Below are 25,281 nucleotides of genomic sequence, written 5' to 3' on the forward strand. Positions count from 1 at the left end.
TCATTATGATTTTCAAACTGACAAAACGCACACTGTTGGCATCCATTTAAAAGTTTGCAATAAAATGCTTTTCAAAGCCGATACCGATACCGCACACCCATTATTCAAATACAGGCACCAATATTTTCTCGTAGCCTGATGAACACCACTTAAATACACAAGCGCCATACAACTATTCAAATTTCATGTTTTGCAGCATATAATTTTGCCTTCTTAAAACCATGACCACTGTTGTGATTGAAACCATGAACCCGATTGCCGACAATATGATTGACTCCAACAAATCCCAACCTCGCTCCGATGGGTTTTGGGCCAGTAAATTCAAAGCCGCAGGCATCCACTTATTGATTTGCATATTGATTGCCACCACCATTTTTGTGTTGATGACCCAAATGTGGTATCCAGATGGTTTACTCACTTTGGCAGGTGGCTTACGCTTTTTCACGGTATTGGTCTGTTGTGATGTGATTTTGGGTCCCATCATCACCTTGATTGTCTATTCTATTAAAAAATCCAAACGCGAACGCTTTTGGGATTTTGCCATCATAGGCACAGTGCAAGTGGCGGCTTTGAGCATTGGTTTGCACGCCATTATTGATGGTCGTCCTGCGTTTGCAGTTTTCACCGGCAAAAAAATTGAAATCATCAATGCCGTACACATGCAAGAACATGAATTGGCTTTGGGCAAACAAGCCCCATTTCAGCACGTTTCATGGCAAGGTCCTGTCGCAGCGATAGCCCAATATCCTGAACAAGATGCCAAACTACAAAGCGCCATCATGGACAGCGCTGGCGCAGGTTTTGGCTTTGCGTATATGCCACGTTTTTATGAAACTTTAGCGCAGCCACAATTGCAAGTTTTACAAAACGCCATCAAACCCATAGCCCAATTAAAACAACTGGCACCCACGCGTGTTAATGACATCGACCAAGCTTTACAAAATGCAGGTTTGAACGAACAAAATGCAGGCTGGTTAGATGTTGAAACCAACAACGGTTTTGGTGTTGCCATCGTAGAACGTGCCACAGGCAAAACGCATCATTATTTGGACATTGATGCATAACATCTTTGTTTCAAAATGATTTCATTCACTAAGCGTCCTGTAAACATTTACAGGACGCTTATTCATTCACAAAACAACAATGTTAAAATAAGCCCTTTTTTCAGACCATTCATCGCCTTATTTTGAATGTCTCACACAGGTTATCCATGTTATCGCAACTCAAAACCCATTGGTTTTCCAACATCCGCGCCGATGTTTTATCAGGCTTGGTGGTCGGTCTGGCACTGATTCCCGAATCCATCGCTTTTTCCATCATCGCAGGCGTTGACCCGAAAGTTGGCTTGTACGCCTCCATTTGCATCGCCATCACATTGGCTTTTGCAGGCGGCCGCCCTGCCATGATTTCTGCTGCCACAGGTGCTGTGGCGCTTCTTGTGGTCGGTTTGGTCAAAGACTATGGCTTGCAATACTTGCTTGCAGCCACCGTTTTGGCAGGCATATTGCAAATTGTCATCGGTTATTTGAAATTGGCCAAATGGATACGTTTTGTCTCCAAATCAGTAGTGACAGGCTTTTTGAATGCTTTGTCCATTTTGATTTTCATGGCGCAATTGCCGCATTTTGTCGGTGCTGATGCCAGCATGTATGTGTTGGTGGTGTTGGGCTTATTGATGGTATATGGATTTGCTTATTTACCCAAAATCGGTAAGCTTTTGCCCGCGCCATTGGTGTCTATTGTCTTGTTAAGCATTTTGGTGTTTGCATTGGGTATAGAAACCAAAACCGTTGGTGACATGGGCAGTTTGCCCGACACTTTGCCTGTGTTTTTGTTACCCAACATTCCCTTCAATTGGGAAACTTTCATGATAATTTTGCCCTATTCGTTGGCGATGGCGGTGGTAGGTTTGCTTGAATCGATGATGACGGCAACCGTTTTGGACGACATCACCCAAAGCCCAAGCGACAAATTTCGCGAATGCAAAGGTCAAGGCATGGGCAACATCGTCAGCGGTATGATGGGCGGCATGGCAGGTTGTGCGATGATTGGGCAATCGTTGATGAACGTCCAATCAGGCGCACGCACACGTTTGTCAACTTTCAGCGCAGGCGTGTTTTTATTGGTGTTGGTGGTGTTTTTGGGCGATGTGATTGCCCTCATTCCCATGGCGGCTTTGGTGGCAGTGATGTTCATGGTGGCGTTTTCGTCATTTGATTGGGCATCCATCACCCAAATGCACCAACGCCCTTTGAGTAGCAATATCGTGATGGTGGCAACGGTTTTGGCGGTTTTGGCCACACACAATTTGGCGGTGGGTGTGTTGTTGGGCGTAGTGTTGTCAGCGCTGTTTTTAATGAACAAACTAGAGCGACAATTGCACATTTCAGCAACCAGCAATGCCCAAGGACACAGCGTTTACAGCGTTGAAGGCGCGGTATTTTTCAGCTCCGTCCCACAAATAGTGGCGTTTGTTGCCAATCAAATGCACCAATCAACCGTCGTTTTGGATTTCACCCACGCCCACATTCATGATTTAACCAGTGTGCAAGCGATGGATGACATGCTCAAAAAATGGCGCAGCAGTGGCAAACAAGTGAGCTTAACCGGCTTAAACCCACACAGTTTGGCGTTGTTTGAGCAACACGCCACCGAAAAACTGCATCAATCTTAAACACAAGCATTCAAACCAAAACAAAGCGTCCTGTAAGTTTACAGGACGCTTTGACATTCAAAACGCATTTGCCATGCATGAATAGGTTGCTGTCGATGTTTTAAGACTCTGCTTTGCGCTCTACCAATTCCATCGCGCCATTTTCAAAAAACGTCATCAAAATCGCTTGGGCGGCCACTTGGTCTAAATAGGCTTTTTGTTTTCGACCAAACACATTCGCCTCGGCAAGCAGGCTTTCAGCATAGACTGACGACATACGCTCATCGACCAAATACACAGGCAAACCAAAACGCCCATTCAAGCGTTGCGCAAATTTGCGGCACAAAGCCGAGGTTTCATGCTCCACGCCATCCATGTGTGCAGGCAAACCCACCACCAATTGTTTGGGACGCCATTCTTTGATCAAAGCTTCCACTGCTGCAAACTTTTTGCTGTTTTCCGTTTCGCTGATGGTGACAATCGGATGCGCCATTGCCACTTCGGCATCGCCTTGCGCCACACCAATGCGCGCAGCACCAAAATCAAAACCCAAAGTCGTCCCGCGTGGTGCTTCAAGCATGTCCTGCCCCTTGTACTAAATTGGCAGGATTGATACCAAGCAATTGCAAAGCAGCGTTGTAACGCTCCGCAACAGGCAAATCAAACATGATGTGTTGGTCTGCTTTGACCGTCAGCCAAGCATTTTTCGCCAACTCGTCTTCAAGCTGGTTTTTTTTCCAACCTGCATAACCAATGGTGGCCAAAGTTTTGGCTTCTGTGTTTTGAGTATTGTGTGCCAAGTCCTCAATAATATCGCGTGAAGTGGTAAAAGCGATGTCTTCGCTGACCAAAACACTGCTTTCCCAATCTCCCACAGGCGTGTGCAATAAAAAGCCTCTATCGACTTGTACAGGACCGCCCATCAAGACCGCTTGTTCATCGTATTGCAATGGCGTGCGCTGTTGTATGGCTTCAAACAATTGGTTCATGGTTAATGGTGATGGTTTGTTAATCACCACGCCCATCGCACCGTCTTCATTGTGTTCACAAATGTACACCACGCTGCCACTGAAAAATGTATCGTCCATATTGGGCATGGCAATCAGAAAATAATTGGCCAAATTTTCTATTTTTTGGTTGGTTTTGGTCATGATGACACCTCTTTAATGTGTTCAATTGCAGTTACAATTGACTGTCTATATGGTGCTGTCGTTGAATTTGACAAGTCTTACAACGTATAATTGCGCTCTCAATTGAAAAACTGCGTGCACGCAGTGCTCATTTTACTGTGTCTGTATAAAGGTCTGTGACGTGAATATTACCAAACCCATCGTTTTGCTCATCTTAGACGGCTTCGGCTATCGTACTGAAATCGAAGACAATGCCATCGCTGCGGCAAACACCCCGCGCTTGGACGCTTTGATGAAAGACTACGCTTTTGGCACCATTGATGCCTCTGAACGCATGGTCGGCTTGCCGCGTGGTCAATTTGGTAATTCTGAAGTCGGTCACTTGAATATTGGCGCAGGTCGCATTGTTGAGCAAGACATCACCCGCATTGATATGGCGGTGGAAGAAAATACTTTGAAAGACAACGCAGCTTTACAGGACGCTTTCAAATACGCCAATGGCAAAAAATTGCATTTGATAGGTTTATTGTCTGACGGTGGCGTTCACAGTCATATCAGCCATTTCTTTGCTGTATTGGATGCTGCGGTGGCAGCTGGCGTGGCAACGATTGTGGTGCACCCATTTTTAGATGGTCGTGACACACCACCGCAAAGCGCCGAAGCGTATTTAGCCCAATTACAAGACTATACCAAAGCACACCCACAAGTGCATATTGGTACGGTTGTGGGTCGCTTTTTTGCAATGGATCGTGACAACCGTTGGGAGCGTGTGCAAACCGCTTATGACGCTTTGGTAGGCGTTGCTGCACCATTCAGTGCCAATTCAGCCGTTCAAGCCTTACAGGACGCTTATGCGCGCGGTGAAAACGACGAATTTGTACAAGCGACATTGATTGATTCGAACATGGTGATTGAAGACGGCGATGTGGTCATCAATATGAATTTCCGTGCCGACCGTGCGCGCGAAATCACCCAAGCCTTGCTCAATGCAGATTTTGATGGTTTTGAACGTGCCAAACAGCCAAAAATCGCTTACTACACCAGCTTAACCAGCTACGGCAAACAATACACCCACCCTGTAATGTTTGCACCACAATCAATCAGCAATGGTTTGGGCGAATTTGTATCCTCTCAAGGTTTGACGCAATTGCGCATTGCCGAAACCGAAAAATACCCGCATGTGACGTATTTCTTCAGCGGCGGTCGTGAAGAACCGTATGCAGGCGAAGAGCGTATTTTGGTGCCGTCTCCAAAAGTGAAAACTTATGACATGCAGCCTGAAATGAATGCGCCTGTGGTGACACAACACATCGTAGAAGCAGTACAAAACAACCGTTTTGACTTCATCATGTGCAATTTTGCCAATGGCGACATGGTCGGACACACTGGCGTATTTGAAGCGGCAGTCAAAGCGGTGGAAGCATTGGATACCTGTGTCGGTCAAGTGGTCGATGCGGTGATTGCCGCAGGTGGCGAAGTGTTGATTACGGCAGACCATGGCAATTGTGAAAACATGTTTGACCACGGCAATGGCCAAGCACACACACAACACACCACCCAACCTGTGCCATTCATTTACGTGGGTCGTCCTGCAACGATTCAAACAGGCGGTGCGTTAAAAGACATCGCGCCGACTTTGTTGGCGATGGCAGGTTTGACGCCACCTGCTGAGATGAGCGGTCAAAACTTGATTCAATTTGCTTAAACCTTAACCTGAGGTAATGCGCCGCATGAAATGGATTCCATTATTTGGTTCTGTGTTTGCTCTGAGTGCCAGCATGGCATTGTGGGCAAACACGGCGGCGCCATCGGCGCAAAATCTTGAGGCCAGTCAAGATGTTCAAGCCGTACAGCAAGAGCTCAAACAAGCTGAGCAAACCCTCAGCGAACACAAACAAGAGCAGAAAAAACTCAACACCGACATTCAAAAAACCCAAACCGCCCTGCAAGCGGCAAGCCATGAATTGGCGCAACTGACGCTCAAGCAACGCCAATCAGCAGAAGTATTGTCACAACTGCAATTGCAATTATCCCAATTGCAAACCCAAAACCAACACAACAAAGCCCAAGCACAACGCTTGCTCAATAGCCAATACAAAAACAAGCAGCCTGAAGCGGTGGTTTTATTGCTCAAAAACAGCAATCCCAACCAAAAAGGTCGCCATATTGCCTATTTGCGTTATTTGCACCAAGCCAATGAACAGGTTTTGCGCGATTTGAAGCAACACATGGTGCAAATCGACGCTCAACAGACAAAAATTGCCGCAGAACATGCCAAACTGCAACAATTGCAACAACAAAGCACTAAAGTACATCAACGCTTACAAAGCCAACGTCAAGGTCAAGCCAAACAACACACTGTTTTGCAAAACAATATTGCCAAACAACAAGCCCACATTCAAGATTTAAAACAAGACGAAAAACGCTTGCAAACTTTGCTCGCTCGCCTGAACCGACAGCAAGCAGCCAAACCCAAAGTTATCAAAAAAACACTGCCTAAAGTTGTCAGCAATCAAGCTGTTACCACCAAACCCAAAACTTTACCCAAATTAAATACTCCCAATACTCAGCACAGCTTGACTGCCGAAGACATGGCTTTGGATGCAAACGCTTTTATCCAAACGGCTGCCAGTGCGCCTAGCCATCGCTTTAGCCAAATGCAAGGACGTATGGCCTTGCCTGCTACGGGAATGATTACAGGACGCTTTGGCAGCGCACGTCCTTCAGGCGGCACTTGGAAAGGCATTTTCATCCAAAATCAAGGTGCAAGCGTACACACCGTAGCCGAAGGCGAAGTAGTATATGCCGCAACGCTGCAAGGCTATGGCAGTACGGTGATTGTCGATCACGATGGTGGTTACATGACAGTGTATTCTGGTTTGGCATCCATACAAGTGAGTACAGGTGAACAACTTACCTCGCGCGCACGAATAGGCAGCAGTGGTCGCTTGCCTAGCGGTGAGCAAGGCACATATTTTGAAGTGCGCTACCAAACCCGTGCGATGAACCCTTTATCGTGGGTGGGTTAAAAACATTGTTTAGCAAACATTTACTGCGCTGTGGTTGTTTGTTATGGCAAAAGTGAATATGCTAATGCCCTGAATGAGTTTGTTGAAGAATGGTAAAAATTTAATGACAAAGCAAAAAAATACTGCGAAAAAACTCGCCATCTATGGTTTTGGCACTCTAACAGGCATTGTCTTGAGCTTGAGTGTGCAAAGCTTTGCCAACGAACAAGACAAAAACAGTTTGCCAGTTCAAGGCATCCGTACTTGGGCTGAGGCTTATGGTCAAATTAAGGCCAATTATGTTGAAGTCACCGATGATGAAAAATTGCTAGAAAGTGCCATCCAAGGCATGGTTTCCAGTTTGGACCCTCACTCTGATTACATGTCGCCTAAAGATTTTGTCGATTTAAAAGAAAATACGAGCGGCGAATTTGGTGGTTTGGGCATGGAAATCGGCTCTGAAGATGGCTTTATCAAAGTCATTGCGCCTATTGAAGATACGCCTGCTGAACGTGCGGGTGTCAGAAGTGGCGACTATATTACCAAAATCAACGAAACCTCTACCCGTGGCATGTCGACGACTGAAGCGGTGAAATTGATGCGAGGCAAGCCTGATACCAAAATCACCTTGACCTTGTCACGCAAAGATGCCACTCAACCAATTGTCGTGAATTTAACCCGTGCCGTCATCAAAGTACGCAGCGTGCGCAGTCATTTGCTTGAACCGGGCATTGGTTATGTGCGCATTACTCAATTCCAACAACCGACTGTTGCCTTGCTCAATGAAAATATTCAAAAATTGGTCAAAGAAAACAAAGGCAATCTCAAAGGTTTGATTTTGGATTTGCGTGATGACCCTGGTGGTTTGCTCACAGGTGCGGTAGGCGTATCGGCAGCATTCTTGCCTGAAGGCAGTAAAATTGTCAGCACCAAAGGTCGCGATGGCAAAGAAGGCATGAAACTCAAAGCCACCCAAGACGATTATGCTATGGGTGAAAGCAAAGACCCATTAGCGGGTTTGCCTGCCAATTTAAAAGACATTCCAATCACGATTTTGATTAATTCAGGCTCAGCTTCTGCCTCTGAAATCGTTGCAGGTGCTTTGCAAGACCACAAACGCGCGGTTTTGGTCGGCACACCATCGTTTGGCAAAGGCTCGGTGCAATCGGTATTACCGTTGTCCAATGGCGGTGGCATCAAATTGACCACGTCTTTGTATTACACGCCTAACGACCGTTCGATTCAAGCGCAAGGTATTTTGCCCGATGTCGAAGTCAAAGACAAAACCCGTACTGTTGAATACCGTGAAGCCGATTACCGTGGTCACATTGCCAATCCAAATGGTGGTGAAGAAAACAAAGGCGGCATTGTCGTATACGATGAAGAACCTGTAAAAGCGGCCAGTGACACATCCAGCGTCACGCCAGCTGACAAAGACGATAAAAACAAATCCAAAGACAAGAAAAACAGTACCGAAGATATTTTAAGTTCACGCATTCCCAACCCTGCCAAAGACGAGCAATTGGCCAAAGCTTTGTCTTTGCTCAAAGACCCTAGCGCGTATCAAGAAGCCATGGGTAAAGGCATGGACAAGAAAAAATTGGACGAAGCCAAGAAAGAAAAAGACAAAAACAACACTGAAGATTGATATCCATCGGATGATTATCTTAACCACTGCCCGCGTTGCTGCGGGCAGTTTTATTAGCAGGACGCTTATTTGAATACCTCCCTCAGTACGCCACCTTTAAGTCCCTCGGTGGTGCAACGCTTACACACATTAAACCTTCACACGGTCGACGATTTGCAGCAAATGGGTGCAGCCACAGCCTTTGCACAGCTCAAAGCCTCAGGTTTAACCGTGACTTCTACCGTGTTATGGCAATTGGGTGCATTGTGCCACGGTGTGCCTGTGCAGCAATTGGACAGTGACGCCAAACAAGCTTTACAGGACGCTTATAAAGCCTTACCGCCCATACGTTTACCGCCACCCTTAGTCGAACAAAAAAGCCATATGCAACATGCCTTAAGGCAAGCGCAACGGGCTTTTGATATGGGCGAAATTCCAATTGGTGCCGTCGTGGTGCATGATGGAAAAATCATTGCCGCTGCACACAATGAATGCATACAGCAGCATTTTGTGGGCGCACATGCCGAAATGCTGGCTTTGCAACGAGCAGGACAAATTTTGGGTACGTATCGTTTGTCTGAGTGTGATTTGTATGTCACGGTTGAACCTTGCACCATGTGTTGTGGCGCTTTATTGCAATCTCGAATCCAACGGGTGTTTTATGGCATTGCCGAAGCCAAAATGGGGGCTGTGCAGAGCCAATTACAATTGCAAAATCACAAATCACTCAATCACCACAGCGCATTTTTCAGCGGCATTTTGGCGAACGATTGTCGACTTTTAATGCAAAATTTCTTCAAATCCAAGCGTTAAATTTTACCAAATTTTTTATCTTAGCCCTTTCTGCCAAAATATTGCTAAATCAAGGCTTTTTATCTTTATTCAAAGTAGTTTTGTATTTATTTTTTAGCATAATCCATATAAAACTGCCTGTAAAAACGGCATCATCTGTTAAAACGAGCTGAAATATAAAAGTGAGTATTTTTAAATATTTAGCTTAGACATTTGATAGCAATGACAATTTTGAGACAGTTCCGCAGTGCAAAAAACCTTTGACGCACAGCAACATTTTTCTGTATGTTTATAAACCCAAGTTTAAAAACAACAACCTCCTCATCGACACCAGACCAGCGTCAGAAAGGTCGCAGAAATTATGTTGCACGATCGCTCCTTAGTAAAAGAAAACTGTGGCTTCGGCCTGATTGCACACTTAGAAGGCCAGCCTAGCCACAAAGTAGTGCGTACAGCCATTTTAGGCTTATCCCGTATGCAACATCGCGGAGCCATACTCTCAGATGGAAAAACAGGTGATGGTTGCGGTCTATTATTACAACTACCAAAAACCTTCTTCCAAACCGTAGCCGAAGAAAATCATGTCCACTTAGCAAAACAATTTGCAGTCGGCATGATTTTTTTTCCCCAAGACGACGCTTTAGAGCAAGAATTCAAAAATATTATTGAAGACGAATTTTTGCAAGAAACCTTACAGGTCGCTTGGTGGCGTGATGTGCCTGTCAACGAAAGCATCTTGGGTTCGATTGCCGCATCCAGCATGCCACGCATCCGCCAAGTGTTTGTCAATGCCCCAGCTGGCTGGCGTGAAAAAGACATGGAACGCCGCATGTTCATCACGCGCCGCCGCATTGAAAAGCGCATCAGCCACGAAGATTTTTACGTTTGCAGCTTGTCTAATCAAGTTACCATTTACAAAGGCTTGTGCATGCCTAAAGACTTGCCTAAGTTTTATTTGGACTTGGGTGATTTGCGCATGCAATCGTCAATTTGCTTGTTTCACCAACGTTTCTCAACCAACACCTTGCCACAATGGAAATTGGCTCAGCCATTCCGTTATTTGGCACACAATGGCGAAATCAACACCATTTCCGCCAACCGAGCTTGGGCACAAGCACGTGCTTACAAATACCGCACCCCATTGATTCCCGATTTACAAACGGCAGCGCCATTTGTGAACAACTCAGGTTCAGATTCTAGTTCTTTGGACAATATGTTGGAATTGTTTGTCAACGGCGGCATGGACTTGTTCCGCGCGATGCGCTTGCTCGTGCCACCTGCATGGCAAAACAACCCAGATATGGACGCTGATTTGCGTTCATTCTACGATTTTAATTCCATGCACATGGAACCGTGGGATGGTCCTGCGGGCATCGTATTGTCCGATGGTCGTTATGCGGCCTGTACCTTGGACCGCAATGGTTTGCGCCCTGCTCGCTATGTGATTACCAAAGACAAATTGATTACCATCGCATCCGAAGTGGGTATTTGGGATTATGCACCTGACGAAGTATTGGACAAAGGCCGCGTCGGTCCGGGTCAATTGTTGGTGATTGATACCCGTACTGGCAAAATGTTGCACTCACACGAAATCGACAACGAGCTCAAAGCACGCCATCCGTACAAAGATTGGTTGCAAAAAAATGTCTTGCGCTTGGTGCCATTTGAGCAAATGCCTGAAGACGAAGTCGGTGATGCGTCTTTGAATCAAGATGAGTTAACCATTTATCAAAAACAATTCGGTTACAACCAAGAAGAATTGGAAACTGTGTTGCGGGTGATGGGTGAAAACGGTCAAGAAGCCGTCGGTTCTATGGGTGATGACGCGCCGTTTGCGGTCTTCTCTGAGCGTCCACGTTTGGTTTATGACTATTTCCGCCAATATTTTGCCCAAGTGACCAACCCGCCTATTGACCCATTGCGTGAAGCACACGTGATGAGTTTAGCCACTTCCATTGGGCGTGAAATGTCGGTGTTTTTTGAAGCCGAAGGCATGTCCAGCCGCGTGAATTTCAAATCCCCAATTTTATTGTATTCAGACATGCAACAATTGTTGCGTTTGCCAGCGAAAGACTACCAACACCAAGTCTTGAAAGCCGTTTACAACCCTAACACCACGACTTTACAAGACGCTATCAAACAGTTGTGCGATGAAGCGGTTGCAGCGGTTCAAAACGGTGCGGTTTTGCTCGTGATTTCAGACCGTGAGATTGGCAAAGATTTGATTCAAATTCCAGCGCCGCTGTCTGTTGGTGCAGTGCAACAGCGCTTGGTGGAAACCAATTTGCGTTGTGATGCCAATATTGTGGTGGAAACGGGCTCAGCGCGTGACCCACACCATTTTGCGGTCTTAATCGGTTTGGGTGCGACTGCCGTGTATCCATATTTGGCATATGAATCTTTGGCGTATATGGTCTCTTGCGGTGCGATTGCCAAACCTTTGCGTGTGGTGACAGCGAACTTCCGCAACAGCATCAACAAAGGCTTGTACAAAATCATGTCGAAAATGGGTATTTCGACTGTGTCATCTTACCGTTGTGCACGCTTGTTTGAATTGGTCGGCATCGGCAATGAAGTGGTGAATGAGTGCTTCAAAGGCATGGTCAGCCGCATCAATGGCGCGGGCTTCCCTGAGTTAGAAGGCGATTTGAAAAAATGGCACAAAGACGCGTGGCGTCAAAGCAAAACTTTGGATGCAGGCGGTTTGCTCAAATACAAACCGCAAGGTGAGTACCATATGTACAACCCTGATGTGGTCAATACTTTGCAAAAAGCAGTCAATTCAGGCGATTACCAAGACTATTTGGCGTATCGCGATGTGGTCAACCATCGCCCAGCTTCCACCATTCGCGATTTGTTGCGCATCAAAACCGAAGCCGCCACAGCCATCGACATTGCCGAAGTCGAGCCTGCAACCAACTTGTACCAACGCTTTGACTCAGCCGCGATGTCTATTGGCGCATTAAGCCCAGAAGCACACGAAGCTTTGGCCATTGCGATGAACCGTTTGGGTGGTTTTTCCAACTCAGGCGAAGGTGGTGAAGACCCAAAACGCTACGGCACGGAAAAAGTATCCCGCATCAAACAAGTCGCTTCAGGACGCTTTGGTGTGACACCTGCGTATTTGATGAGCGCGGATGTGATTCAAATCAAAGTCGCACAAGGTGCCAAACCTGGTGAAGGCGGTCAGTTGCCGGGCGATAAAGTCACGCCTTACATCGCCGAATTGCGCTATGCCGTACCGGGTTCAACCTTGATTTCTCCGCCTCCGCACCATGATATTTATTCTATCGAAGACTTGGCACAATTGATTTTTGACTTGAAACAAGTCAATCCTAAAGCTTTGATTTCAGTAAAATTAGTGTCTTTGCCAGGCGTAGGTACGATTGCCACAGGCGTGGCCAAAGCCTATGCCGATTTGATTACCATTTCAGGCTATGACGGCGGTACAGGCGCTTCGCCTTTGACATCGGTGAAATACGCAGGCAGCCCATGGGAATTGGGTTTGGCCGAAGCGCAGCAAGCATTGGTTGAAAACAATTTGCGCCACAAAGTGCGTTTGCAAGTTGATGGCGGCCTGAAAACAGGTTTGGACATTGTCAAAGCCGCGATTTTGGGTGCAGAAAGCTTTGGTTTTGGTACAGGTCCGATGGTGGCTTTGGGTTGTCGCTATTTGCGCATTTGCCATTTGAACAATTGCGCCACAGGCGTGGCTACCCAAGACGATACATTGCGCCGCAAACATTTCCATGGTTTGCCTGAAAAAGCGATGCATTACTTCCAATTCATTGCGCAAGATGTGCGTGAAATTTTGGCATCTTTGGGCGTGGCAAAATTAACCGATTTGATTGGTCGCACCGACTTATTGGAATTGATCGAAGGCAAAACCAACAAGCAAAAAGGTTTGGATTTATCGGCATTGTTGTACGCACCTGTCGTTCCTGAAGGTTCGGCACGCTTTTGCACCCAAACCAATCCGCCATTTGACAAAGGCGAATTGAACCGTGCGATTGTGGAAGCCACGACCGATGCTTTGGCCAACCACAAAAACGTACAACAACACTTTGATATCTGCAACCTTGACCGCTCAGTTGGTGCCACGGTTTCGGGTTTGATTGCCGCACAATTTGGCAATCGTGGTCGCATCGAACACAGCATTGATTTGCATTTTAACGGCACCGCTGGCCAAAGTTTTGGCGTGTGGCTCGCAGGCTCGGTGAATTTGTATTTGACGGGAGACGCCAACGATTATGTTGGTAAAGGCATGGCAGGCGGACAAATTGTCATTCGCCCTCATGGCGGTACTGCTTTCAAAGCAGAAGACGCTACCATCGCGGGCAATACTTGTTTGTACGGTGCCACAGGTGGTGCATTGTTCGCATCAGGCCGTGTTGGTGAGCGTTTTGGTGTGCGCAACTCAGGTGCAACTGCCGTGGTGGAAGGCATCGGCGACAACGGTTGTGAATACATGACAGGCGGCGTGGTGACGGTATTGGGCAAAACGGGTATCAACTTTGGCGCAGGCATGACCGGTGGTTTTGCCTACATTTTGGATGTGGATGGTGGTTTTACAGGCCGCATCAATGGCGAAATGGTCGAAGGTTTGTCGATTGCGGATTTGCCGATGCACCAAGAACATTTGCGCGGCTTGATTGCGCGCCATGTGGAATACACCCACAGTGCGGTGGGCGAACGCATTTTGGCCAATTGGGAAAATTATATCGACCAATTTGTGTTGGTCAAACCCAAAGCCAATGACGTCAATGCCTTGCTCGGTCACAAACGCCGCAGCGTGACCGAATTGCGTGCCGTTACCCAATAAAAACCTGAACAAGCGTCCTGTAAACGTTTACAGGACGCCCATAAAAACATTAGGAACACCTTATGTCACAACAAGAAAATGTCTATCAATTTATTGACTTACCCCGTGTAGATCCACCTAAAAAACCTTTGGGCGCACGCACATCCACTTTCGTAGAAATTTACCAAAGCTTCACCGCCACGCAAGCGGCAGCACAGTCTGACCGTTGTTTGGGCTGCGGCAACCCATATTGCCAACACAAATGCCCATTGCACAACAACATTCCCAATTGGCTGCGTTTGGCATATGAAGGTCGCATCATTGAAGCAGCAGAATTGGCACACCAAACCAACAGTTTGCCAGAAGTATGTGGTCGCGTGTGTCCACAAGACCGTTTGTGCGAAGGCGCATGTACTTTGAACGAAGAGTTTGGCGCCGTAACCATCGGCAGCGTGGAAAAATACATCACCGAAACGGCTTTTGCACAAGGTTGGCGGCCAAGTGTGGCACCATTACAAGCCGATGCAAAACGGGTAGCGATTGTCGGTTCAGGTCCTGCGGGCTTGGGTTGCGCGGATGTGTTGCGCCGTAATGGTGTGGCTGTAACGGTGTATGAACGCGCTCAAGAAATTGGCGGCTTGCTCACTTTTGGCATCCCATCATTCAAATTGGAAAAAGAAGTCTTGATACGCCGTCGTGAAATTTTCACCGATATGGGCATCGAATTCAAATTGGGTGTCAATGTTGGCGTAGATGTCACATTAGACCAATTGGTAGCCGATTACGATGCGGTGTTTTTGGGCGTTGGTACTTACCAAAGCATGCAAGCTAATTTGCCTAATGAAGACGCGCAAGGCGTGTATTCAGCCTTGCCATTTTTAATTGGCAATACCGAACACCAAATGGGTTTGACTGATGCCAATTTTGTGTCGATGCAAGGCAAACGCGTGGTGGTTTTGGGCGGTGGCGACACGGCGATGGACTGCGTACGCACATCTATTCGTCAAGAAGCTGCTGAAGTGATTTGCGCCTATCGCCGCGATGCCGAAAACATGCCAGGCTCGAAAAAAGAATTTCAAAACGCCAAAGAAGAAGGCGTACAATTCCAGTTCAATGTGCAACCTGTCGCCATCGAAGTCAATGAAGACGGTCAAGTCAACGGCTTGCGTGTGGTCAAAACCCAAATGGGTGCGCCTGACGCACAAGGCCGCCGTCGTGCTGAAACAGTAGCAGGCTCCGAAACCGTGATTGCGTGTGATGCAGTGATTGTGGCATTTGGCTTTGCCCCACATTCCATGCCTTGGCTCACGAATTTGGGCGTGAATATCGACGCCAAAGGTCGCATTCAATCCGAAGGCGGCCTGAAACAACAAACCGCCAATGCCAAAATCTTCGCAGGCGGCGATGTCACACGCGGCTCGGATTTGGTCGTGACTGCGGTTGCCGAAGGTCGCGATGCCGCACACAGCATTTTGGAATATTTGGATATTTGATTTCTGAATATTAAAACCAGTCAATGCAAGTAAAAGCGTCCTGTAAGAAAGTTTACAGGACGCTTTTTAGCCATTTGATTTGATCATCTCATCTTGATGTTCAATGAGTTTTTAATATCAATGTCATCATGGCTGAACCACAAGTTCACCCAATTGTTTGACTTTCTCCCAATCCGTAAACTCCATTTCTTGCACATCTGAGCTGACATTTTTATTGAAACTCATCACCAATTTCATCAAATATTTGTCCACAATATGGTATTTTCGATAAGCCAATTCGCCTGCAAAAATGGCAATGTGTTGGGGTTGCCATGAACAGTTTGCGAATAATTTTTGAGTATAAGGATGGGTTGCAAACGTGGATTTTTCAGCTTTGGCTGCGAGAATGCTGACACTGTAAAAATACGAGGGTTTTTGGTTTAATATTTCGGTATGGGTGTCGATAAAGCGGTGTACGGCTTTGGCATAATGCCCGTAACGAATAGACGCACCGATGACAATCACATCATAAGCATCCCAATCAAGCGTGGGCGTTTGTTCAATATTGAACAAATCTACCTTACAGGACGCTTGTTGCCATTGGCTTTGCAAAGCGTGGGCGATTTTTAAAGTTTGACCGAAACGGCTAGAATACAAGACAACAATGTTCATTTTTCAGCTCTAACAATACAATAAATGGGCTTAACTTCAATCTCGGCATGTGCCAAACAAACAGCCATATTCTGCTTAATGCGCACGCTGCTCTCGCTTAATCGCCTGTATCACGCGGTCTAAACCAGACAAAAATTTAGAACGGTCGCGCGGTGAAAATGGGGCAGGACCGCCGCTGACTTGCCCTGCTTCACGCAATTCTTTCATCAATTCTCGGGTTGCCAAAGCATTGCCTATCATATTGTCAGTAAACTCATCACCACGCACATCCAAAACACGGGCTTGCTTTTTTAAGCAGCGATCAGCCAAAGGAATATCGGCGGTAATACAAATATCGTGTGCTTCAATATGTTCGACAATCCAATCATCCGCCACATCCAATCCCGATGGCACGACCACCATTTGTATCAGTGCGTGCATGGGAATATTGAAGCCTTTATTGGCCACCACTTTGACAGGTAATTGATAACGATTGGCCACTTTATACACTTCGTCTTTGACAGGACAACCATCGGCATCAATGTAAATTGTTAACATCTGTTTTCCAAAAATCATTTACAGCAGCCATCATAAGTAGGGCAGCCCAATCTTTCAATGAATAAATCATGCGGCAACATTCTAATAGCTTTAATGAATACCGCTGCAAAATTGCTGTTTTTTACAGGACGCTGTTATGATGACCATGATGAAATAATTGAAAACAAACTTGGCGCAACCATTGGTTTTCAGGGCTGTTGTGCATGCGCTCATGCCAGTGTTGTTTGACGCTATACGTAGGCAAAGCATAAGGCAGTGGCAATGCTTTGATGTGACCACGAGACAACAACAAATGGCTCAAACGCTCTGGAATGGTGGCAATCAATTCGGTTTCTTGAATCACCAAGCCAACACCCAAATAACTGGGCAGCTTCACCACAACATTGCGCTTTAAACCCATTTTCCGCAATTCGCTCTCCACCAAATAATGCCCTGTTCCATGTGGCACAATTTCAATATGGTTTTCATTTAAATAAGCTTCCACACTCAATTCGTTGCCTTGTATGCGCGGATGATATTTGCTCACCAAGGCGACATAGTGTTGCTTAAATAAGGTTTGTTGATAAAACCCCGCTTCCAATTGTGGAATGAACCCGATGGCCAAATCCACTTCTCCCGTACTCATTAAGCCCGGTAAATTGCTGTTAATGGGCACCACATTGATGCGAATGTGTGGCGCATGATGTTTCAAATACTCTACCAATTTTGGAATCATCTGCAAATGGCTAATATCGGTCATGCTGAGACAGAATTCTTGGCTAGACACCGCAGGATTAAACGCTTTGCGATATTCGTTCACCGCCCGAATTTGTTCCAATGCCTCATCCACCATCGGTGCCAATTCTTTGGCAATGTCGGTTGCCTCCATCCGATTGCCGACACGCACAAACAATTGATTTGAGAAATGACTGCGCAACTTATTCAGACCAATGCTGGCAGCAGGTTGCCCAATATTGAGCTTCACCGCGGCTTTAGAAACACTGCCGTTGCGAAAAATGGCTTGAAAAAGTTGCAATAACCGAACATCTACATCAAACATGACCAACAGTCTCGCTTCAAAGATATTAAAAATATTAATACAGATTATTGCTTTTTGGCTATGGAAACAAGTGTTTTGAATTGCTACATTACAAACCTGCAAGCACAAACACACACGAAATTTAATGCATCACCTTGATTTTTAACAATTTGGTGAATTTCAATAAGGAAAGCAAATGGAAAACTTGGCCACTTTAGCAGATTTGCCAAAAGAATATGTCACTGACTTAGAGCAAAAAAATTTGGTACCGCTTTGGCCAAGTTTGCGCGATGTGATGCCGCCTGAAACACCGCGTCCACGCACTTTAGCCACTTGCTGGAATTTTCAAGACATTCGTCCATTGCTGTTACAAGCGGGTGAATTGACCCCAATTGAAAAAGCCGAACGCCGTGTGTTGGTGTTGGCCAATCCAGGTCACGGCTTGGAAAACATGCGTGCCAGCTCGATTATTTACTTGGGCATGCAATTGTTGTTGCCGGGCGAATGGGCTCCATCTCACCGCCATACGCCTAACGCGGTGCGTTTGATTGTGGAAGGCGAAGGCGCTTACACCACAGTTGAAGGCGAAAAATGCCCTATGGAACACGGTGACTTGATTTTGACCCCATCTGGCATGTGGCACGAACACGGTCACGATGGCGACAAAGAAGTGATTTGGTTGGATGTGTTGGATTTGCCATTGGTATATTACTCTGAAGCCACTTACGTTCAAGGCAGCGACGGTCAAAGTATCCACAAAACCGCCACTGACACCATTTACGGCGGCGGCATTGTGCCGAGCAAACATTTCCAACGCGCAAGCAGCACCACACCGATTATGCGTTACAAATGGTCTGATGCCAAAAAAGCTTTGGAAACCATGGCACAAGTGGAACCTGACAGCAATATTTTACAGGTCGCTTATGTCAATCCTGAAACAGGTGACGATTGCCAAAAAATCATCGGTTACAGCGCCATCATGTTGCGCCCGAACGAAAGCGTACAATTGCCACGCCGCTCTTGCGCGATGGTTTTCCACATCATTGACGGTGATGTCAAAGTGGATGTGGATGACAAAGCTTTCCAAATGACGCGTGCTGACACCAGTGTTGCCCCTGCTTTTGGTCATGTGACTTTGACCAACTTGCGCCATGAAGCAAGCTTTGTGTTTGTGGCTGATGAAGCCCCATTCCAGAAAAAATTAGGCTTGTATTCAGAACGCGAACGCAACGACCAATAATCTCTATCCAAGCGCCCTGTAAAACAGGGTGTTGCATACACAATAAGACACACAATAGAAGACAAGGAACGAATCATGACAACGGAACAACAACCGATTTTGATTGCAGGTGGCGGCATTGGTGGTTTTGCAGCAGCGTTGGCCTTGGTCAAACAAGGCTTTCACGTCAAAGTATTTGAACAAGCCCCTGAAATCGGTGAAATCGGTGCAGGCATCCAATTAGGCCCCAATGCGTTTCATGCTTTTGATGCTTTAGGCATTGGCGATGCAGCGCGTAAAGTTGCCGTTTATACCGATTATATGGTGATGCACGATGCCATCAATGAATATCAAGTGGGTAAAATTCCAACCGATGAAAATTTCATCAAGCGTTTTGGCAATCCATATGCCGTGATTCACCGCGCAGATGTGCATTCTTGTTTGGTCAATGGTGCTAAAGATTCTGGCGATGTCGAAATCATCACCAATTGCCGCATTCAAAGCGTCGATCAAGACGAAAATGGCGTGAGCATTGTTGACCAAAACGGCAATGTGTATACAGGTCGTGCTTTGATTGGTGCAGATGGCGTGAAATCAATTGTGCGTGAAAAATACGTCGGTGACCCCGCTTTGGTCACAGGTCATGTGGTTTACCGTGCGGTGGTGCCAAAAGAAGATTTCCCTGAAGAATTGCGTTGGAATGCGGCATCTATTTGGGTCGGTCCTAATTGCCATTTGGTACATTATCCATTGCGTGGCGGCGAAGAATACAATGTGGTCGTGACTTTCCACAGCCGCGAGCAAGAAGAATGGGGTGTGAAAGACGGCAGTCAAGAAGAAGTATTCAGCTATTTCAAAGAAGTTTGCCCATTGGCGCACAAATTGATTGAATTGCCAAAAACTTGGAAACGTTGGGCCACTGCTGACCGTGAACCAATCGACACTTGGACGTTTGGTCGCATCACATTATTAGGCGATGCTGCACATCCAACCACACAATACATGGCGCAAGGTGCTTGTATGGCGATGGAAGACGCAGTAACCTTGGGTGAGGCTTTGCGTGTTCATAACAATGACATCGACAAAGCATTCAATATGTATCAACGCGCTCGTGTGGCTCGTACGGCTCGCATCGTTTTGTCTTCTCGTGAAATGGGCAAAATTTACCATGCCAAAGGCGTACAACGCATGATACGCAATGATTTATGGCGTGGTCGCTCACCTGAGCGTTTCTATGATGCAATGGAATGGTTGTACGGCTGGAACGTGAACAACTGTTTGGATGCAGCACAACATTACACTGGTAAGGCACAAAACAATGAGCATGAAACTGTATAATTTTTTTAGAAGCGGCACTTCTCACCGCACCCGCATTGCTCTGAATCTGAAAGGCTTGGATTACGAGTATGTGGCGGTGAGCTTGGGCAAAGAAGAACATTTACAGGACGCTTTCAAAGCCATCAATCCTCAAGGTTTGGTGCCTGCTTTGGTCTTGGAAGATGGCAGCACTTTGACGCAAAGCCCTGCGATTTTGGAATGGTTGGAAGAAACTTTTACCGACACGCCTTTGTTACCAAACACTGCCATAGACCGTGCTCGTGTGCGCGCCATGGCGGCTTTGGTCGGTTGCGACATTCACCCTATTAACAATCGCCGTATTTTGGAATATTTACGCGGTGAATTAAAACAGCCTGAAGAGGCCGTGTTGCAATGGTGTGGTGAATGGATCAGCGCAGGCTTTGAAGCTTTGGAAGCTTTATTGGAACAAGACCAAAATCGTGGTGACTTTTGCTTTGGTAACAGCCCGACATTGGCAGATGTGTATTTGATTCCACAAGTGGAATCGGCTCGCCGCTTCAATGTGGATTTAAGCCCTTACCCTAATATTGTTGCCATCGACAAACATTGCATGCAATTGAAAGCCTTTGCAGATGCTGCACCGTTTGCACAACCTGATGCACCAAAATAATAAACCCTGTTGTTTTACCCATGAAGGAAGTCTCAATGTCTTACGCATTTGAACCGATGTCTATCGTAGGTTTGCCGATTCACGGCAGCGATGATTTGTACCCTGTACGCCGCATTTACTGCGTTGGTCGTAACTACGCTGCCCATGCTCGTGAAATGGGTTTCGATCCCGATCGTGAACCACCATTTTTCTTCTGTAAACCTAATGATGCACAATCGATTGTTCCTGTTAAAGCGGGCGAAACCATCGACTTGCCTTACCCTAGCCAAACTTCTAACTACCATTACGAAATCGAATTGGTAGTCGCCATTGGCAAAGGCGGCAAAAACATCAGCGTGGAAGAAGCTGCTGCTCACATCTTCGGCTATGCCGTTGGTTTGGATATGACCCGTCGTGACTTACAAATGAAAATGCGTGAAATGGGTCGCCCATGGGAAATCGGCAAAGCGTTTGATTACTCAGCTCCCATTGGTGCCATTCATCCTATCGCGGCTACTGGTGAATTGAATGTGGCTGACATTCATTTAACAGTAGATGGTGAAACCCGCCAACGCAGCGACATCAACCATTTGATTTGGAACGTGGCTGAAACCATTTCTAAATTGTCTGAATTGTTTGAATTGCAAGCGGGCGATTTGATCATGACAGGCACCCCAGAAGGCGTGGGTGCAGTGAAACAAGGCGAAACCATGCACGCTGAAGTAGCAGGTTTGAGCCCAATCACCGTCAAAATGATTTAATCAATCATGATTGCGTGACCTCAAAAGCCAACAGCAAACTGGCTGTTGGCTTTTTTATGCCTTAAGGCTTTAAAATAATAAAAATATTCATTAAAAATCAATTATTTAAAAAATAAACTGATCAAAGGAAATTCTCATGAAGACTAACGAACAATCTATGGACGTACAACAGTTCATAGATTCACAACCGCTTTCTCTCACCCAAAAACTGATCATTGCCTTGTGTTTTTGGGTCGTTGCTATTGATGGTTTTGATACCGCAGCTGTCGGTTTTATCGCTCCTGCTTTAAAAGACTTATGGCAATTAGAATCATCTCAATTGGCACCTTTAATGGGTGCAGGTTTGTTTGGTTTGATGTTGGGCGCTGTGATTTTTGGCCCATTAGCAGACAAAATTGGCCGCAAACCGATTTTGGTCGGTTCGGTATTTGTGTTTGGTGCTGCCAGCTGGGCTTCGGCTTACTCGCCTGATTTGACCACTTTGGTGATTTTGCGCTTTATCACAGGCTTAGGGTTAGGTGGTGCGATGCCGAACGCCATCACTTTGACCTCTGAATACTGCCCAACTTTGCGCCGCTCTTCTTTGGTGACTTTAATGTTCTGTGGCTTTACCGTAGGTTCTGCCTTCGGCGGTATTGTATCGGCACAATTATTAGATGTAGTCGGCTGGGAAGGCATTTTGATCATTGGTGGTATTTTGCCATTGGCAACTTTACCATTGTTAATTTGGTTGCTGCCTGAATCTTTGCGTTTTATGGTATTGCAGAAAAAACCTCAAGCCAAAATCGATGCCACAGCCAAACGTTTGTTGGCAGACAAAACCCAAGCTTTGCCTAAATTGGTGGCTTCCATCAATGAAAAAGCCAAAGTCAGTGTAAAAGAATTGTTCAGCAAAGATTATGCCATCGGTACGATGCTGATTTGGACTTCGTTCTTCATGAGCTTGTTAATCATTTACTTGATTTCAAGTTGGATGCCGACCTTATTGCGCAGCGCTGGTTTTGATTTGAAAAATGCATCATGGATTACCTCTGTCTTCCAAATTGGCGGTACGATTGGTGCCATCGCTTTGGGTTATATGATGGACAAATTGGGCGCGTCTAAAACCTTGTGCGCTGCGTACATTTTAGGTGCAGTCTTTGTCGTATTGGTCGGTCAAGGTATCAACAATTTGAACATGACATTGTTGTTAATCAGCATGTTTGGTGTGGGCGTTGGCATCAGTGGCTCACAAGTGGGTGCCAATGCATTTTCTTCGGCATTTTATCCGACTCATTGTCGTGCCACAGGCGTCAGCTGGGCCAATGCCGCAGGTCGTTCAGGTTCGGTTTTAGGTTCTTTGGTAGGCGGCTGGTTGATGCAAATGCACATGAATGCAGCTCAAATCATGGGTTTATTGGCCATTCCTGCGTTCATCGCCGCTTTTGCATTCTTCTTACTGAGCCGCCGCATGAACAAACAACCAACACTCAATGCCACTTTAAAACCAGCCAAATAATTTTATTTTGGCGTTATGCTCTTTGTCTCATTTAAAAAGCGTCCTGTAACTGTTTACAGGACGCTTTTTTTCAATCATTTCATCACCGCTTCATTGCTCATGAAAACTGTCGGTATAGATAATAATGGACAAAAAAACAATCGGAAAATGGGACAACGCACCCGGTCCATGTGGTGTATTGAGCTATAGTCATTTCTGGTGTATGACGAACAAATGAAGAAGGCGTATCCTGTTGATTGATTTCCGACCAAAGATTTCAACCAACAAAAGGAATACGCCATGACTGATTCTAACCCAAATGCATTCGTACAACCACAGCAAACATTCAATGACCCATTGACCGATTTGCTGCGTCAGGGAGCCAGGGAGTTGATTGCCAAAGCAGTTGAAACCGAATTGCAGATTTTGCTGGAGCAACACTCACCCAAGAAACTTCCCGATGGTCGCCAAGCATTGGTCAGAAATGGTTATTTGCCGGAACGAACAGTGCAGACTGGCATTGGTGATGTACAGGTGAAAGTGCCGAAGGTACGAGATCGCAGTGGTGACGGTGTGTGTTTCAACAGTCAATTGTTGCCGCCTTATTTGAAACGTACCAAAAGCATCGAAGAATTGCTGCCATGGCTGTATTTGAAAGGCATTTCCACAGGTGACCACCAACAAGCTTTGGCGGCTGTATTGGGAGAGCAGGCCAAAGGCTTGTCAGCCAATACCATCAGTCGTTTGAAGCAACATTGGACGGACGAACATCGGCAATGGAGCCAGCGGGATTTAAAGGGCAAACGCTATGTGTATTGGTGGGCCGATGGCATTTACAGCAATGTGCGATTGGACGATAGACTGTGTTTGCTGGTCATCATTGGTGTGACTGATCAAGGACATAAAGAGTTGGTGGCGGTTGAAGATGGTTATCGGGAATCTGAAGTCAGTTGGTCAGAAGTGTTGATAGGCTTGCGTTTGAGGGGTTTGGAAACCAGTCCAAAATTGGCGGTCGGCGATGGTGCGTTGGGCTTTTGGAATGCCATGGCCAAGTCTTATCCAGACACCAAACATCAGCGCTGTTGGGTGCACAAAACGGCCAATGTGTTGGCAGCCGTACCCAAATCGGTACAAGGCAAATTGCGAGAGGCTTTGAAAGAAATTTGGATGGCCGAAACCAAAGAAAGTGCAGAACAAGCCTTCAAACAAACAGTGGCTCGCTTTGGTGACAAATACCCCAAAGCCATTAACAAACTGGTGAAGGATGAAGAAGAGTTATTGGCATTCTATGACTTTCCAAATGTGCATTGGACGCACATCCGCACCACCAACCCGATTGAATCCACGTTTGCTACCGTACGATTGCGTAGTAAGCGGGCTAAAAACTGCGGTTCCAGAGAAACCACTTTGGCGATGGTGTACAAATTATTGGAAACGGCCCAAAAGCGTTGGCGCCGGATTCAAGGATTCAACTTATTGACCTTGGTGGTCAACAACGTCATCTTCAAAGATGGCAAGCAGGAAGACGAGCAATCAACAGAGAAAGCGGCCTGAATGCCATACACCAGATTTGACAATAACTCTGGTGTATTGCCATCAAACGTCAATGAATCTCCGGGCTGTAACACATAGGTATGTTGTCCATGGCGGTATTCCATTTCACCGCTGAGCATGTAAATAAACTCCGTGCCTGGGTGATCGAAATCAGGAAATTCTTCTGAATCATCGTGAATTTGCAAAAAAAACGCTTCAAAATATTTTTTCGGACCATGATCATAATTGAGCAAATGATAAGAATGGCCGCAACTAGTACCACGACGCACCACCTCCATGCCTTGCCCTTTTTTGACAAACTGAGCGCTGTCGCCTACATTGTCATAACCACGAAACAAATGCGACACAGAAACACCCAAAGCGTTGGCAATACTGACCAAGCTGTCTAAACTTGTGGTGGTTTGTGCATTTTCAATTTTTGATAACATGCCACGACTGATACCTGCCAAATCAGAAACATTGGCAATGGTTAACTTATTTTCTAGGCGAATGGCACGAATGGTTTTACCCAAATGCTGCGCCAAATCCAAGGTTTGATTCGTTTTGTTCACCGATATCCCCTTATATCATCATGTGTCATGGTTTCCGTTGCCTACTTATTTTTAACATACT

Annotated in this window: 20 protein-coding genes; 14 read left to right on the top strand and 6 right to left on the bottom strand. The window is 46.1% G+C overall.

The window, feature by feature from the left end:
• Positions 1–221: 221 nt before the first annotated feature.
• A complete protein-coding gene (locus ADP71_RS05810) occupies positions 222–1,064 on the top strand; it encodes a hypothetical protein (protein WP_171460973.1) in 843 nt (280 codons plus the stop codon).
• A 146-nt stretch (positions 1,065–1,210) separates the two neighbouring features.
• A complete protein-coding gene (locus ADP71_RS05815) occupies positions 1,211–2,674 on the top strand; it encodes a SulP family inorganic anion transporter (protein WP_104931712.1) in 1,464 nt (487 codons plus the stop codon).
• A 100-nt stretch (positions 2,675–2,774) separates the two neighbouring features.
• On the opposite strand, the gene ruvX is transcribed toward ADP71_RS05815, so the two are convergent.
• Both ruvX and ADP71_RS05825 read right to left on the bottom strand, forming a co-directional pair.
• Positions 2,775–3,233 carry a Holliday junction resolvase RuvX gene (gene ruvX / locus ADP71_RS05820; protein ID WP_104931713.1) on the bottom strand — a complete coding sequence of 153 codons (459 nt, stop codon included), beginning with the start codon at positions 3,231–3,233 and terminating at the stop codon, positions 2,775–2,777.
• A complete protein-coding gene (locus tag ADP71_RS05825) occupies positions 3,226–3,804 on the bottom strand; it encodes a YqgE/AlgH family protein (protein ID WP_019957752.1) in 579 nt (192 codons plus the stop codon). Before ADP71_RS05825 ends, ruvX begins: the two co-directional genes overlap by 8 nt.
• A gap of 160 nt (positions 3,805–3,964) precedes the next feature.
• On the opposite strand from ADP71_RS05825, the gene gpmI reads away from it, so the two are divergent.
• The 6 genes from gpmI to ADP71_RS05855 all read left to right on the top strand — a co-directional run bounded on the left by gpmI (position 3,965) and on the right by ADP71_RS05855 (position 15,504).
• Complete coding sequence (gene gpmI / locus ADP71_RS05830) at positions 3,965–5,488, top strand: 2,3-bisphosphoglycerate-independent phosphoglycerate mutase (protein WP_019957751.1); 1,524 nt, start codon at positions 3,965–3,967, stop codon at positions 5,486–5,488.
• A 25-nt stretch (positions 5,489–5,513) separates the two neighbouring features.
• Positions 5,514–6,812, top strand: a complete 1,299-nt coding sequence (locus ADP71_RS05835; RefSeq protein ID WP_171460974.1) for a murein hydrolase activator EnvC family protein — start codon at positions 5,514–5,516, stop codon at positions 6,810–6,812.
• A 103-nt stretch (positions 6,813–6,915) separates the two neighbouring features.
• Positions 6,916–8,439, top strand: a complete 1,524-nt coding sequence (locus ADP71_RS05840; protein ID WP_237343046.1) for a S41 family peptidase — start codon at positions 6,916–6,918, stop codon at positions 8,437–8,439.
• A 69-nt stretch (positions 8,440–8,508) separates the two neighbouring features.
• Positions 8,509–9,231, top strand: coding sequence for a tRNA adenosine(34) deaminase TadA (tadA, locus tag ADP71_RS05845; protein ID WP_237343047.1), 723 nt, complete (start codon positions 8,509–8,511; stop codon positions 9,229–9,231).
• A 340-nt stretch (positions 9,232–9,571) separates the two neighbouring features.
• Complete coding sequence (gltB, locus tag ADP71_RS05850; protein ID WP_171460976.1) at positions 9,572–14,032, top strand: glutamate synthase large subunit; 4,461 nt, start codon at positions 9,572–9,574, stop codon at positions 14,030–14,032.
• 62 nt (positions 14,033–14,094) lie between these two features.
• The gene (locus ADP71_RS05855; protein WP_019957746.1) at positions 14,095–15,504 is read left to right on the top strand and encodes an FAD-dependent oxidoreductase; all 1,410 of its coding nucleotides are present in this window, start codon (positions 14,095–14,097) and stop codon (positions 15,502–15,504) included.
• Positions 15,505–15,630: 126 nt separating this feature from the next.
• Here the strand turns inward: ADP71_RS05855 and hemG are convergent, their stop codons facing one another.
• The 3 genes from hemG to ADP71_RS05870 form a co-directional block, all read right to left on the bottom strand.
• A complete protein-coding gene (gene hemG / locus ADP71_RS05860; protein ID WP_019957745.1) occupies positions 15,631–16,155 on the bottom strand; it encodes a menaquinone-dependent protoporphyrinogen IX dehydrogenase in 525 nt (174 codons plus the stop codon).
• Between the two features lie 75 nt (positions 16,156–16,230).
• The gene (locus ADP71_RS05865; RefSeq protein ID WP_019957744.1) at positions 16,231–16,692 is read right to left on the bottom strand and encodes a YaiI/YqxD family protein; all 462 of its coding nucleotides are present in this window, start codon (positions 16,690–16,692) and stop codon (positions 16,231–16,233) included.
• A gap of 121 nt (positions 16,693–16,813) precedes the next feature.
• A complete protein-coding gene (locus tag ADP71_RS05870) occupies positions 16,814–17,731 on the bottom strand; it encodes a LysR family transcriptional regulator (RefSeq protein ID WP_019957743.1) in 918 nt (305 codons plus the stop codon).
• 175 nt (positions 17,732–17,906) lie between these two features.
• Here ADP71_RS05870 and ADP71_RS05875 point away from each other — a divergent pair, with 175 nt between their 5' ends.
• The 6 genes from ADP71_RS05875 (at position 17,907) to ADP71_RS05900 (ending at position 24,669) form a co-directional block, all read left to right on the top strand.
• Positions 17,907–18,950 carry a cupin domain-containing protein gene (locus ADP71_RS05875; protein ID WP_019957742.1) on the top strand — a complete coding sequence of 348 codons (1,044 nt, stop codon included), beginning with the start codon at positions 17,907–17,909 and terminating at the stop codon, positions 18,948–18,950.
• A gap of 75 nt (positions 18,951–19,025) precedes the next feature.
• Positions 19,026–20,267, top strand: coding sequence for a 3-hydroxybenzoate 6-monooxygenase (locus ADP71_RS05880; protein ID WP_104931720.1), 1,242 nt, complete (start codon positions 19,026–19,028; stop codon positions 20,265–20,267).
• The gene (gene maiA, locus ADP71_RS05885; RefSeq protein WP_237343048.1) at positions 20,248–20,898 is read left to right on the top strand and encodes a maleylacetoacetate isomerase; all 651 of its coding nucleotides are present in this window, start codon (positions 20,248–20,250) and stop codon (positions 20,896–20,898) included. Before ADP71_RS05880 ends, maiA begins: the two co-directional genes overlap by 20 nt.
• Before the next feature lie 35 nt (positions 20,899–20,933).
• The gene (locus tag ADP71_RS05890; RefSeq protein WP_104931721.1) at positions 20,934–21,638 is read left to right on the top strand and encodes a fumarylacetoacetate hydrolase family protein; all 705 of its coding nucleotides are present in this window, start codon (positions 20,934–20,936) and stop codon (positions 21,636–21,638) included.
• A 136-nt stretch (positions 21,639–21,774) separates the two neighbouring features.
• On the top strand, positions 21,775–23,136 hold the full coding sequence (locus tag ADP71_RS05895; RefSeq protein WP_171460977.1) for an MFS transporter: 1,362 nt from the start codon (positions 21,775–21,777) through the stop codon (positions 23,134–23,136).
• A 279-nt stretch (positions 23,137–23,415) separates the two neighbouring features.
• The gene (locus tag ADP71_RS05900) at positions 23,416–24,669 is read left to right on the top strand and encodes an IS256 family transposase (protein ID WP_104931213.1); all 1,254 of its coding nucleotides are present in this window, start codon (positions 23,416–23,418) and stop codon (positions 24,667–24,669) included.
• Here the strand turns inward: ADP71_RS05900 and ADP71_RS05905 are convergent.
• Positions 24,576–25,220, bottom strand: coding sequence for a helix-turn-helix domain-containing protein (locus ADP71_RS05905; protein ID WP_171460978.1), 645 nt, complete (start codon positions 25,218–25,220; stop codon positions 24,576–24,578). The genes ADP71_RS05900 and ADP71_RS05905 overlap by 94 nt on opposite strands.
• Positions 25,221–25,281: the final 61 nt, after the last annotated feature.

The sequence above is a fragment of the Vitreoscilla sp. C1 genome, from assembly GCF_002951955.2.
In the GTDB taxonomy this organism is placed as follows: Bacteria; Pseudomonadota; Gammaproteobacteria; order Burkholderiales; family Neisseriaceae; genus Vitreoscilla; species Vitreoscilla stercoraria.